Genomic DNA, 12351 nt, shown 5'->3' with positions numbered 1-12351 from the left:
AAGATGGAATAGAACGCGCAGCTGCCACGTCATGCAGGAAGAAGAAGCCCGTTGACCGACCGCACACGCCAGTTCGAAGCCGCCGCGCTGCCGCATCTCGATGCGGCATGGAACCTTGCGCGCTGGCTGCTGCGCGACGACCAGCTGGCCGACGATGCGGTGCAGGAGGCGTACCTGCGTGCCTTCCGCTTTTTCGACGGGCTGCGCGGCGAGAGCGCACGGCCGTGGCTGCTCGGCATCGTGCGCAACGCCTGCTACGACTGGATGCGGCAGAACCGGCAACTGGCCGACCAGCTCGAGTTCGACGAGTTGCGCGACAGCGGGGCCATGCCACCCGCTTCCGCGGAATGCGCCGACCCGGCCCGGCAGTGGGAGCAGCGCGCGCAGGGCGAGCGCATCAACGCCGCCATCGACGCCCTGCCCGCGGCCTATCGCGAAGTCATCGTGCTGCGCGAGCTCGAAGAGATGCGCTATGAGGACATCGCACGCATCGCGGGTGTCCCCCTGGGCACGGTGATGTCGCGGTTGTCGCGTGCGCGGGCATTGCTGCGCGAAAGCCTGCGCGATGAACGCCCCGGCGACGGGACCGAAAGGACACAGCATGCAAATTCCTGACGACGAGCTGGGGCCGCTGATCCGGCGCCACGCCGTGCGGCACGCGCCGCCCGCGGGGCTGGCCGAGCGCATCGCGCAGTCGGTGCGGTCCGAGGCCGGAGCGGCTGCCGCGCCTGCCGCTGCAGTGCCCGGCCGGCACGGCGTGTGGCGGGGGCTCGCCTGGTTCGGTACGGGGGCGGCAACGGCCTGGGGTCTCGCGCTCGTTCTGCTGGCAACGCCGGTGCCGCCGCAGGACGCGCTCGGCGAGGCGGTCACGGCCAACCACGTGCGCTCGCTGATGGCGGCGCACCTGGCGGACGTGGCCTCGTCCGACCAGCACACGGTGAAGCCCTGGTTTGCCGGCAAGCTCGACTTCTCGCCGCCGGTGGTGGACCTGGCGTCCGACGGTTTTCCGTTGGCGGGCGGGCGGCTCGACTACCTCGACGGGCGGACGGTGGCGGCGCTGGTCTATCGCTCAGGGCCGCACGTCATCAACCTGTTTGTCTGGCCCGCGGCCGATGCGAAGGTGCAGCCGCCCGCGTTCTCCACGCGGCAGGGCTACCAGCTCGCGCACTGGGCCGAGGGCGGCATGCAGGCGTGGGCGGTGTCGGACCTGAATGCGGCCGAGCTGCGGGAGTTTGCCTCGCTGATGCGCGAGCGCACCGGGCCGCAGCGGCCCTAGCCCGCCGAACCTTCGCAGGCGATCTTGCCCGGCCGCGCCTCGGCACGCGCGCTCGCGATCGCCCAGCCGAACACCCCCATGCCCGCGAGCGCGAGCAGCGCACCCACCCACCCGGTCGAGGTCCAGCCCAGCCCGGCCGCAATGGCCACGCCGCCGAGCCAGGCGCCCAGCGCATTGGCCATGTTGAAGGCCGAGTGGTTGAGCGCCGCGGCGAGCGTCTGCGCGTCGCCGGCCACGTCCATCAGGCGGATCTGCAGCGCCGGGCCGATGGCCACGGTGGTGCCGATGAGAAACACGTTGACCGCCGCGGCGACCACGTGGTGCGCCGCGAACGAGAACATCGCGAGCACCAGCGCCGCATAGACGAGCAGGCCGCCGATCGTGCGCATCAGCGACTTGTCGGCCAGCCGCGAGCCGACGAGGTTGCCGGTGACCATGCCCAGGCCGAACAGCGCAAGCACGAACGGCACGCCGCCCAGCGGCAGGCCCGCCACTTCGATCAGCGTGGGCTTGATGTAGCTGAACACCGAGAACATGCCGCCGAAGCCGATGGCACCGATGCCGAGCGTGAACCACACCTGCTTGCGCTTGAGTGCGCCGAGCTCGCGCCAGGGACTGGCGCCTGCGGGCGCCGCAAGGTCGGGGATGTCGCGGCGCAGCAGCGCCACGGCCACCAGTGCGATGAGGCCGACGAACACGAAGGCCGCGCGCCAGCCGAACAGCTGGCCGAGCCAGGCCGCGATCGGCACGCCGACCAGCGTGGCGCCGGTGAGCCCCAGCATCACGAGGCCCACGGCGCGCGCGCGGCGCCCCGGCGGCGCGAGCGTGGCGGCCACCAGCGCGGCCACGCCGAAGTAGGTGCCGTGCGGCAGCCCGGTGGCAAAGCGCAGCAGGTTGAGCGACAGGTAGCCGGGCGCCATCGCGCTCGCGAAGTTGCCGGCGGCAAACACGGCCATGAGCGCGATCAGCAGCGCGCGGCGGCGCCAGCCGGCGGCCAGCACCGCGAGCACCGGGGCGCCGATGACCACGCCGAGCGCATAGGCGCTGATGACGTGGCCGGCCTGGGGAATGCTGACGTCGATGTCCTTGGCCACTTCAGGCAAGAGGCCCATGATCACGAACTCGCCGGTGCCGATGGCGAAGCCGCCGACGCCGAGCGCAAGCACGGCGCGCAGGAAATTCACGGGCCGTGCGGCGGGGGAAACAACGGAAATGTCGGTGTCCGCGCCGTCCAGCGCGGGTGGGGAGGCGTTCAAGGCCAGGCTCCTGGGGGGGTGCCCGGCGGCAGCGGGCAGAGGCCTGATTTTAGGGTAAACCCTGAATTTCTGCCGATACGGCGATGCTGCGGGGCTGATACCGGGATGCCGGCCCGTGGCCCGTTGTCAGATCGCGACGAGCTGGCGCACGCCCTGCGCTTCCATGTCCTTGCCGAGGCCGCGCGCAATGACCTCGCCGCGCTCCATCACGAGGTAGTCGTCGGCCAACTCCTGCGCAAAGTCGTAGTACTGCTCGCACAGCACGATGGCCATGTCGCCGCGGTCGGCCAGCATGCGGATGACGCGGCCGATGTCCTTGATGATGCTGGGCTGGATGCCTTCGGTGGGCTCGTCGAGGATCAAGAGCTTGGGCTTGGGCGCCAGCGCGCGGGCGATCGCAAGCTGCTGCTGCTGGCCGCCCGAGAGGTCGCCGCCCCTCCGGTTGATCATCTGCTTGAGCACGGGGAACAGGTCGAACAGCTCCGACGGAATGGGCGTGCTGCCGCTCTTGTAGGCCAGGCCCATGCGCAGGTTTTCCTCGACCGTGAGCCTGGCAAAGATCTCTCTGCCCTGGGGGACGAAGCCGATGCCTGCTCTTGCCCTGTCGTAAGGCGTGGCCTTGTGGATTGGCTTGCCTTCGAGTTCGATGCTGCCGCTCTTGATGGGCACCAAGCCCATGAGCGACTTGAGCAGCGTGGTCTTGCCTACGCCGTTGCGGCCCAGCAATACGGTGACCTTGCCCAGCGTGGCCTCGAAGCTCACGTCTCTGAGGATGTGGGAGCCGCCGTAGTACTGGTGGATGTTTTTGACTGTCAGCATTTTGTTGGCGCCTTCCTTTGTTCTTGTTGGAGGCGCCCGGTATGCGGCACGGCGCGGCCGGCCCCACTATGCCGGCCCTTCGGGCTCCCCTGCGGTGCTCGCGTTTCGCGGGGTCTCGCAGAACTCGCTTCGCTCAAACAGCTGCGAGCCCTGATCCGCGAAACGCTGCGCTCCTCGGCGGCACAGAGGGGCCGCCCACGCCGCGCCGCATACCGGGCGCTGGTCGTCGTGCTGAGGCCGTCGGCCCTCACCCCTGCCCTCTCCCGGAGGGAGAGGGAGGAAGGCAGGGGGTGCACCGCGGCTCTGACCGCGGCGACGGGGGCTGTGCCCTTGGGCGGCCGTTGAGGCACCGCCGAGCAGCGCAGCGACGGGCGGATCAGGGCTCGCAGCTGTTTGAGCGAAGCGAGCTCTGCGAGACCCCGCCCGTCGCGAGCAGCGCAGGGAAGCCCGAAGGGCCGGTGACGTCGGCCGCTCAAGGGCACAGCCCCCGTCGCCGAGCCCCGGACACCAACAGTGACCCATTCACCGCCCAAGATAAACCTCGATCACGCGTTCATCCGCCTGCACTTCGTCCAGCGTACCCTGCGCCAGCACGGACCCGTCGCACAGCACGGTGACGATCTCGGAAATGGTGCGGATGAAGCTCATGTCGTGCTCCACCACCATCAGCGAATGCTTGCCCTTGAGCGTGAGGAACAGCTCGGCGGTGCGCGCCGTTTCCTCGTCGGTCATGCCGGCCACGGGCTCGTCGAGCAGCAGCAGTTTCGGGTCCTGCATCAGCAGCATGCCGATCTCGAGCCACTGCTTCTGGCCATGGCTCAGGTTGCCGGCCAGGCGCGACACGCTGTCGGCCAGGTGAATGGTCTGCAGCACCTCGGCGAGCCGATCGCTCTGCGCCGAGTCGAGCCTGAACAGCATCGACGCGCGCACGCCCTTGTTGGTCTTGAGCGCGAGCTCGAGGTTCTCGAACACCGTGAGATGCTCGAACACCGTCGGCTTCTGGAACTTGCGGCCGATGCCCAGCTGCGCGATGTCGGCCTCGCGATGGCGCAGCAGGTCGATGGTGCTGCCGAAGAACACCGTGCCCTCGTCGGGCCGCGTCTTGCCGGTGATGATGTCCATCATCGTGGTCTTGCCCGCACCGTTCGGGCCGATGATGCAGCGCAGCTCGCCCGGCGCAATGTCGAGCGACAGCTTGTTGATGGCCTTGAAGCCGTCGAAGCTCACGCTCACGTCCTCCAGGTAGAGGATGCGGCCGTGCGTCACGTCCACTTCGCCCGGCGTTGCGATGCGGCCGAAGTCCGCGGAACGGCCGCCCGATTCGGTGCTGCCGCCCGCGTGGTGCATGCCCTTGGCGCGGGCGGCGCGCTCGGCGCCGGCTTCCATCAGGTCGGGTGTCATTCAGAAACCTCCGCGCTTCGCGCTGCGGTATTCGCCTTGGGAGCGGCCCGGCGGCTCATTTCAGAAACCTCCGCGCTTCGCGCTGCGGTATTCGCCTTGGGAGCGGCCCGGCGGCTCATGCACGCGCTCCCTTCACTTCGGGCACGACCAGCGGCGCGTGCAGCGCCTCCGGCTCCACGCCTTGCGCGGCAGCCATGGCGCGCTGTGCTTCCTCTCGGCCGGCGCTCGGCGCCGCCTTTTCACGCGACAGCCATTTCTTCACCAGGCCCACGATGCCGTTCGGCAGGAACAGGGTGACGGCAATGAACAAGGCACCCAGGAAGTACAGCCAGTACTCGGGGTAGGCCACCGTGAGCCAGCTCTTCGCGCCGTTGACGATGAAGGCGCCGATGATCGGCCCGATCAGCGTCGCGCGCCCGCCCACCGCGGCCCAGATCGCGATCTCGATGGAGTTGGCCGCGCTCATCTCGCCGGGGTTGATGATGCCGACCTGCGGCACGTACAGCGCACCCGCCACGCCGCACATCACGGCCGAGATGACCCAGATCGTGAGCTTGTAGGGCAGCGGGTTGTAGCCCGAGAACATCACGCGCGTTTCAGCATCACGGATGGCCTGCAGCACGCGGCCGAACTTGCTTGCGATGAGCCACTTCGCAAACAGGAAGAAGCCCAGCAGCGTGAGGCCTGTGAGCGCGAAGAGCGTCATGCGCATTTCCTGCGTGGCGATCGGAATGCCCAGGATGCGCTTGAAGTCGGTGAAGCCGTTGTTGCCGCCAAAGCCCGTCTCGTTGCGGAAGAACAGCAGCATCGCGGCAAAGGTCATGGCCTGCGTGATGATCGAGAAATACACGCCCTTGATGCGCGAGCGGAAGGCGAAGAAGCCGAACACGAAGGCAATGAGGCCCGGCACCGCGACGATCAGCACCAGCGTGGCAATGAAGCTGTCGCTGAAGGTCCAGTGCCAGGGCAGCGTCTTCCAGTCGAGGAACACCATGAAGTCCGGCAGGTCGCTCTTGTAGTTGCCGTCGCGGCCGATCTGGCGCATCAGGTACATGCCCATCATGTAGCCGCCGAGCGCGAAGAAGAGGCCGTGGCCCAGCGAAAGGATGCCGGTGTAGCCCCAGATCAGGTCCATGGCCAGCGCGCAGATCGCGTAGCACATGATCTTGCCGACCAGTGCCACCGCGTAGTCGCTCATGTGCAGCGGGCTGCCGGCCGGCACCACCATGTTGAGCACCGGTGCCACCGCGCACACCACGATCAGCGCGACGAAGAAGGCCGTCCAGCCCTTGCCGCTCAACAGCGGACCTTTGGTTGGCAACACAACCTTGCTCATGCTTCTGCGCTCCGGCCCTTCATGGCGAAGATGCCTTGAGGTCTCTTTTGAATGAAGATGATGATGAAAACAAGCACCGCGATCTTCGCGAGCACCGCGCCCGCCCAGCCTTCGATGAACTTGTTGAGAATGCCCAGGCCCATGGCCGCATACACCGTGCCCGCGAGCTGGCCCACACCGCCCATCACGACCACCATGAAGCTGTCCACGATGTAGCTTTGGCCGAGGTCCGGCCCGACGTTGCCGATCTGGCTCAGCGCGCAGCCCGCGAGGCCCGCAATGCCGGAGCCGAGCGCGAAGGCGTAGGTGTCGATGCGCGCGGTGTTCACGCCCATGCACGATGCGATCGGCCGGTTCTGCGTGACGCCGCGCACGAACAGGCCCAGCCGCGTGCGGCCGATGAGCCAGCCCATCGCAAGCAGCACCAGCACCGCAAAGACGATGATGCAGATGCGGTTCCACGGCAGCGTGACGTTGCTCAGCATGGTGAAGCCGCCGCTCATCCAGCCGGGATTTTCCACGCCCACGTTCTGCGCGCCGAACAGCGAGCGCACGAGCTGCTGCAGCATCAGGCTGATGCCCCAGGTGGCCAGCAGCGTCTCGAGCGGCCGGCCGTAGAGGAAGCGGATCACGCCGCGCTCGAGCACCGCGCCCACCAGCGCGGAACTCAGGAAGGCCACCGGAATGGCCGCCACCAGGTACCAGCCGAAAGCCGCCTCGGGCATGTAGCGCTGGAAGATGCCCTGCATCACGTAGGTGGCGTAGGCGCCGATCATCATCAGCTCGCCGTGCGCCATGTTGATGACGCCCATCAGGCCGTAGGTGATGGCCAGGCCCAGCGCGGCCAGCAGCAGCACCGAGCCCAGGCTGATGCCGCTGAACACCGCGTTGATGCGGTCGCCCCAGACCAGCGAGCCGTCGATGCTCGCGATGGAGGCGACGATGGCGGCCTTGACGTCGGCCTCGGTCTCGTCGGCCAGGCGCTGGTTGAGCAGCAGCTTGGTGTCGGGGCTGGTGTTGGCGCCGAGCTCCTTGGCCGCGGCAAGGCGCCTGGCCTTGTCGGCGCTGGTGAGCATGCTGGCGGCGCGCACCAGCTGCAGCTGCGCCTTGATGCCGGGGTTGGTCTCGGCGGCCAGCGCCTTCTCGACCATCGGCACGCGCGATTCGTCGGGCTCCTTGAAGAGCGCCTGCGCGGCTTCGGCGCGCACCGCGTCGTCCTTGCTCGTGAGCTTGAGCGCGGCCTGCGCGGCATCGAGCGCGCCGCGCATGAGGTTGTTGTTGACCACGTCCTCGGCCGTGTCGGGCACCTTCAGCTCGGCACCGGTCACGGGGTCGTAGCCTTTGTCGTCTTTCATCACGAAGACCTTGTCTTCGGTGTACTTGACCGCATCCTCGGACATCGCCTGGATGAACGCGGCGGTCTTGTCGTCGGCCGTGAGCACGGCCTTGTTGAGCGCGTTGATGCGCGCCTCGGATTCGCCCGAGGCGATGGCGCGGGCTTCGTCGGCGGTCAGCGCGTGGACGGCCGATGCCATGAACAGCATGGCGGCGAGTGCACAGTGAAGGGGTCGTCGAAGCATCGTGAAACCGGAAGTTGGGTTGGCTCCCTCCCCTTCCGGGGGAGGGTCGGGGTGGGGGCACGCGGCACTTGTCCAGGCGCAGTGCCCGTAGCAACCGCCGCCAGCCCCCACCCCTGCCCTCCCCCGGAAGGGGAGGGAGAAACACGCTTACAGCGACTTGCCGGCCGGCTGGTCCGGCTTCTTGTCATTGCCTTCGATGTACGGGCTCCACGGCTTGGCCTTGACCGGGCCCGGCGTCTTCCAGACTACGCTGAACTGGCCGTCGGCCTTGATCTCGCCGATGAACACGCTCTTGTGCAGGTGATGGTTCTTCTCGTCCATCTTCGAGACGATGCCCGAGGGGGCCGTGAAGGTCTGGCCGGCCATGGCCGCGATCACCTTGTCGGTGTCGGTGCTCTTGGCCTTCTCCACGGCCTGCTTCCACATGTGGATGCCGATCCAGGTGGCTTCCATCGGGTCGTTGGTGAGCGGCTTGTCCTTGTGGCCGGCGATGTTCTTGGCCTTGGCGTAGTCGCTCCACTGCTTGATGAACGCGGTGTTGGTCGGGTTCTTGATCGACATGAAGTAGTTCCATGCAGCCAGGTGGCCGACCAGCGGCTTGGTGTCCACGCCGCGCAGTTCTTCCTCGCCCACCGAGAAGGCCACCACCGGCACGTCCTTGGCCTTGAGGCCTGCGTTGCCGAGTTCCTTGTAGAAGGGCACATTGGAGTCGCCGTTGATGGTCGAGACCACCGCGGTCTTGCCGCCCGAGGAGAACTTCTTGATGTCGGCGACGATGGTCTGGTAGTCGCTGTGGCCGAAGGGGGTGTACTTCTCGTCGATGTCGGTGTCCTTCACGCCCTTGCTCTTGAGGTAGGCGCGCAGGATCTTGTTGGTAGTGCGGGGGTAGACATAGTCGGTGCCCAGCAGCACCCAGCGCTTGGCGCCGCCGCCTTCCTTGCTCATCAGGTAGTCGACCGCCGGAATGGCCTGCTGATTGGGCGCGGCGCCGGTGTAGAACACGTTCTTGCTGAGCTCTTCGCCCTCGTACTGCACGGGGTAGAACAGCAGGCCGTTCATTTCCTCGACCACCGGCAGCACCGACTTGCGCGACACCGAGGTCCAGCAGCCGAAGATCACCGAGACCTTGTCCTGGCCGAGCAGCTGCTTGGTCTTTTCTGCGAACAGCGGCCAGTTGGACGCCGGGTCGACCACCACGGGCTCGAGCTGCTTGCCCAGCACGCCGCCCTTCTTGTTGATGTCGTCGATGGCCATCAGCACCGTGTCTTTCAACACGGTTTCCGAAATGGCCATCGTGCCCGACAGCGAGTGCAGCACGCCGACCTTGATGGTGTCGGCGGCAAAGGCCGGCGCAGCGGAGATGCTGGCCAGGGCGACGGCGGCGGTGAGCGCCTTGAGTGTGAAACGACGTTGCATGTGGACTCCTGCTCCGGGGGTGGTTGAAACCTGGTCGCCGGTCGAGCCGGACGATGGAGGAGAGTCTGCGGATTCGCCCGTCCGCGAGAAATACGCCGGGTGGCGTACACGGAGGTACTCAGGCGGGTGGGCCGGCCGGGGAAGCGGGCTTCCCTTCGTCCGGCTTGCCGGCGCGGTTGCACATTTCCTCGAGAAAACCTCTCTCGAGCTCGTCGCCGTTGTTCCTTGCTTCCCATGCCCATGTACAGGCATTTGTGAAGTCGTTCTTCAGGTAGTACGTGAAAGCCACGTGGGAGCGCGCATTGCGCGCGGTCGCCGAGATCCGGAGCGCCTTGTTCAGCTCGGCCTGACTTTCATCGAGCCGCTTCACCATCCAGAGAAACTTGCCGTAGTCGACAAAGGCCTCGGCATCGACCTTCGGCCTCGATGTTGCCAATCGGAAGAAGCGCTCCACCTCCGATGCCGTGCCGTCGCGACCCGCCGTGATCAGCGCGAAGCCGTGATACACGTTGCCGTTCTCGGGGTCCAGCAGCCACGCCTGGTTGAAGCGCGCCATTGCCGTCGTCGTGTCTCCCTTGGCCCAGGCTGCCCAACCCCGGCCGAGCACCTGCTTCGCTCCGTCGGCGCGAGAGAGGCCACCCTTCTTCATCGACGCGATGAAGTCGGCATCGGCGCTTTTCATCTCTTCCGTCTTGGCGCGACCGCCGTACATCGGCAACTGGTTGATCGGAAGCGGATTGGCTGAAGCGGTTGCCGATGCGGTGATGAGCAGCGCCAAGGCGGTAATGGCGGTCCAAAGACATTTGGGCATTCGAAGTCTCCCTGTTCGTTCTTGATGAAAGGACAGCGCAGACTAGCGAGCGCCCTGCGCCCCCAGCCGCCAAATCAGGAAAGCACCGCCATCCGATACCCGAAGGACAGTCCGGCAACACCGGGCTCAGGGCTCGCTTCTTTTTTCGACCGGGTACTTCTGTGCGTTGACGAGCATCTTGCGCTGTGCCGCATCGATCAAGTCGACGCCCAGCTTGTCTGCCAGTTGCAGCAGGTAGAGAAAGACATCCGCCATCTCGGCGCCGACCTCGTCGCGCTTCTCGGGCGAGAGCGAGCGGCTCTGCGCTTCGGTCAGCCACTGGAAGTGCTCCAGCAGTTCGGCCGCTTCCACCGAGAGCGCCGACGCGAGGTTCTTGGGCGAATGGAACTGCTCCCAGTCGCGGGCCTTGGCGAACTCGCGCAATGCCTGATTCAGCTTGTTCAGATCGGTGTCCATGTCATTCCTGCCGTGCGGCCAGGAGTTTGGCATGGCGACCCGGCCTTCACACTTGCGCGGATGGCTTCCGGTTCGCGCGCCGATGCAGCAGGGCCACCACCAACGCAGACACCATCAGGTACACCAGCGCCACACCGAACGCGCTCGCATAGGCCGCAGCATCCGGTGCATCGCCCAGCCGCCCATAGAACAGGATTCCGATCAGCGCCACGCCCAGCGCATTGCTCGCCTGCTGCACCATCGACAACACGCCCGACGCCACGCCCGCATGCTGCGGCGGCAGGCCGGCCAGCACGGTAGACACCAGCGGCGCCATCACCATGCCGAGCCCCGCGCCCTGCACGAGCAGCAGCGGCACCATCCACGCGGCCACGTGCGTCTGCCCGGCCCACCCCGCCACGTTGACGAACTGCAATGCATGGCCCGCGGCCAGCACCAGGGCGCCGAGCGCGATCGGAGGCTTGCCGCCGAAGCGGCGTGCCAGGCGCGCGCCGGCCATCGAGGTTGCGAAGAAGCCGACCGCCAATGAGGTGAAGACGATGCCCGAGCTCAGCGGGCCGAGCGCCAGGCCTTGCTGCAGGTAGAGCGCCAGCACGAAGTAGAGCGAGGCATTGCCGACATAGAAGGCCAGCGTGGTGAAAAGCCCCATGACGAAGCGACGGTTCGCCAGCAGCACGGGCGCCACCAGTGGCGCACCGCCGTTCGCAGCCAGCCGGCGCTGCTGGAAAGCGAACGCGGCGAGCAGCGGCAGCGCGGCGGCAAGGCACAGCCAGCTCCACAGCGGCCAGCCTTGCTGGCGGCCTTCCACCAGCGGCAGCACCACGGCGACCGAACCCGCGGCCACCAGCAGCATGCCGGCAAGGTCGAGCTTGCTGTTGCTGCCACTGTTCGCAAGCGGCGGAATGAGGCGCGGTGCCAACGCCAACGCCAGCAGCCCGATCGGCACGTTGATGAGAAAGCAGCTGCGCCAGCCCAGCCCCGCCAGGTCGGCGTGGATCAACAGGCCGCCCACGAGCTGCCCCAGCGTGGCGCCCAGCCCCAGCGTGAGCCCGTAGGCCGCAAAGGCGCGCGCGCGGTCTTCGCCGGTGTAGGCCAGGCCGATCATCGCGAGCACCTGCGGCTGCAGCAGCGCACCGGCCAGGCCCTGCAGCACGCGGGCCGCCACCAGCAATTCGGCATTCGGCGCAAAGCCGCAGGCGGCCGAGGCCAGCGTGAACAGCAAGAGGCCGAGCATGAACATGCGGCGGCGGCCGAAAAGGTCGCCCAGGCGGCCGCCGGTGATGAGGCCCGCGGCGGTGGCCAGGCCGTAGCCCGCGACCACCAGTTGCAGCGTGGCGGTGCTCGCCAGCAGCTCGCGCTGCATCGAGGGCAGCGCGACATTGACGATGAAGAAGTCCAGCACCACCAGGAAGGTGCCGCTGAGCATGACCCACAGGCCAAGCGGGCCGGGTTTCGTCGCGCCCGTGCCGTGGATGCCAGGGGAGGAGGAAAGCGATGCGGCGGGAACAGCGGGATTGGACTGGGTCATGATGGCCTCGAGTGTTGGGGTGGCGGCGTATGGCGGCAATGACCTCGCAGGTCATGGCCGGCCCTTGTTCAAGCGATCAGGCGGCGGGCGTCGGCAGGATGAACTGGTAGTCGATGGCGATGCGGCCGTCCTCGGCCAGCAGCAGGAATTCCAGCCCGAGCGCAGCGACCGGGCCGCCCGCGGCAGGGACCATCTGCCAATGGAACATCAGGGTGTCGCGCAGCAGCTGGGCATCGCCGGTGGCAATGAAGCGAAAGCCGTTGTCGCGCACATTCTTTTCGTGCGAGCTGGCGACGCGTTGCTCCAGCGCCTCGTAGCCCTTGGCCTGCAGGGTGCGCACGTAATGCTCGCCCTGGGGCACCCAGAGGCTGGCGATGGCGTCGCGGCGGGCGCCGGCGTCCCTCAGGTTCCAGAGGGCGACGTAGCGGTCGGCGAGCTCTGCAGTGTTGGTATTGGCATGCATGGTGTCTGC

The 12351-nt window shown here is 67.2% G+C and carries 12 protein-coding genes; 2 read left to right on the top strand and 10 right to left on the bottom strand.

Annotated features, from left to right (window positions below):
• The first annotated feature begins 51 nt into the window (after positions 1-51).
• On the top strand, positions 52-615 hold the full coding sequence (locus VPA02S_RS23255) for a sigma-70 family RNA polymerase sigma factor (RefSeq protein WP_062365801.1): 564 nt from the start codon (positions 52-54) through the stop codon (positions 613-615).
• Entirely contained in the window at positions 602-1276 is a 675-nt protein-coding gene (locus VPA02S_RS23250; RefSeq protein ID WP_062365800.1) for an anti-sigma factor family protein, read from the top strand. The genes VPA02S_RS23255 and VPA02S_RS23250 overlap by 14 nt, the downstream gene beginning before the upstream one ends.
• Here the strand turns inward: VPA02S_RS23250 and VPA02S_RS23245 are convergent.
• From VPA02S_RS23245 to VPA02S_RS23200, 10 genes are all read right to left on the bottom strand, one after another.
• Complete coding sequence (locus VPA02S_RS23245; RefSeq protein ID WP_081247621.1) at positions 1273-2532, bottom strand: MFS transporter; 1260 nt, start codon at positions 2530-2532, stop codon at positions 1273-1275. The genes VPA02S_RS23250 and VPA02S_RS23245 overlap by 4 nt on opposite strands.
• Before the next feature lie 126 nt (positions 2533-2658).
• Entirely contained in the window at positions 2659-3351 is a 693-nt protein-coding gene (urtE, locus tag VPA02S_RS23240) for an urea ABC transporter ATP-binding subunit UrtE (RefSeq protein WP_015866784.1), read from the bottom strand.
• A 522-nt stretch (positions 3352-3873) separates the two neighbouring features.
• Complete coding sequence (gene urtD / locus VPA02S_RS23235) at positions 3874-4752, bottom strand: urea ABC transporter ATP-binding protein UrtD (RefSeq protein ID WP_015866785.1); 879 nt, start codon at positions 4750-4752, stop codon at positions 3874-3876.
• Between the two features lie 115 nt (positions 4753-4867).
• Complete coding sequence (gene urtC / locus VPA02S_RS23230; RefSeq protein WP_062365798.1) at positions 4868-6088, bottom strand: urea ABC transporter permease subunit UrtC; 1221 nt, start codon at positions 6086-6088, stop codon at positions 4868-4870.
• Positions 6085-7632, bottom strand: coding sequence for an urea ABC transporter permease subunit UrtB (urtB, locus tag VPA02S_RS23225; protein WP_062365797.1), 1548 nt, complete (start codon positions 7630-7632; stop codon positions 6085-6087). The genes urtC and urtB overlap by 4 nt, the downstream gene beginning before the upstream one ends.
• A gap of 183 nt (positions 7633-7815) precedes the next feature.
• Positions 7816-9084, bottom strand: coding sequence for an urea ABC transporter substrate-binding protein (urtA, locus tag VPA02S_RS23220; RefSeq protein ID WP_015866788.1), 1269 nt, complete (start codon positions 9082-9084; stop codon positions 7816-7818).
• A 118-nt stretch (positions 9085-9202) separates the two neighbouring features.
• Entirely contained in the window at positions 9203-9895 is a 693-nt protein-coding gene (locus VPA02S_RS23215; RefSeq protein ID WP_062365795.1) for a tetratricopeptide repeat protein, read from the bottom strand.
• Between the two features lie 126 nt (positions 9896-10021).
• A complete protein-coding gene (locus VPA02S_RS23210; protein WP_015866790.1) occupies positions 10022-10351 on the bottom strand; it encodes a nucleotide pyrophosphohydrolase in 330 nt (109 codons plus the stop codon).
• 46 nt (positions 10352-10397) lie between these two features.
• A complete protein-coding gene (locus VPA02S_RS23205; RefSeq protein WP_062365793.1) occupies positions 10398-11879 on the bottom strand; it encodes an MFS transporter in 1482 nt (493 codons plus the stop codon).
• A gap of 76 nt (positions 11880-11955) precedes the next feature.
• On the bottom strand, positions 11956-12342 hold the full coding sequence (locus VPA02S_RS23200; protein ID WP_062365792.1) for a hypothetical protein: 387 nt from the start codon (positions 12340-12342) through the stop codon (positions 11956-11958).
• Positions 12343-12351 lie beyond the last annotated feature (9 nt).

This window comes from Variovorax paradoxus NBRC 15149, assembly GCF_001591365.1.
GTDB lineage: Bacteria > Pseudomonadota > Gammaproteobacteria > Burkholderiales > Burkholderiaceae_C > Variovorax > Variovorax paradoxus.
This window is presented reverse-complemented; position numbering and strand designations above follow the sequence as displayed.

Bases quoted from the DNA above. Each gene is read 5' to 3' on its own strand.
- VPA02S_RS23215 (WP_062365795.1), bottom strand. From the start codon at position 9,895: ATGCCCAAATGTCTTTGGACCGCCATTACCGCCTTGGCGCTGCTCATC.
- urtC (WP_062365798.1), bottom strand. From the start codon at position 6,088: ATGAGCAAGGTTGTGTTGCCAACCAAAGGTCCGCTGTTGAGCGGCAAG.
- VPA02S_RS23250 (WP_062365800.1), top strand. From the start codon at position 602: ATGCAAATTCCTGACGACGAGCTGGGGCCGCTGATCCGGCGCCACGCC.
- urtA (WP_015866788.1), bottom strand. From the start codon at position 9,084: ATGCAACGTCGTTTCACACTCAAGGCGCTCACCGCCGCCGTCGCCCTG.
- urtE (WP_015866784.1), bottom strand. From the start codon at position 3,351: ATGCTGACAGTCAAAAACATCCACCAGTACTACGGCGGCTCCCACATC.
- VPA02S_RS23205 (WP_062365793.1), bottom strand. From the start codon at position 11,879: ATGACCCAGTCCAATCCCGCTGTTCCCGCCGCATCGCTTTCCTCCTCC.
- urtB (WP_062365797.1), bottom strand. From the start codon at position 7,632: ATGCTGTTCATGGCATCGGCCGTCCACGCGCTGACCGCCGACGAAGCC.
- VPA02S_RS23200 (WP_062365792.1), bottom strand. From the start codon at position 12,342: ATGCATGCCAATACCAACACTGCAGAGCTCGCCGACCGCTACGTCGCC.
- urtD (WP_015866785.1), bottom strand. From the start codon at position 4,752: ATGACACCCGACCTGATGGAAGCCGGCGCCGAGCGCGCCGCCCGCGCC.
- VPA02S_RS23210 (WP_015866790.1), bottom strand. From the start codon at position 10,351: ATGGACACCGATCTGAACAAGCTGAATCAGGCATTGCGCGAGTTCGCC.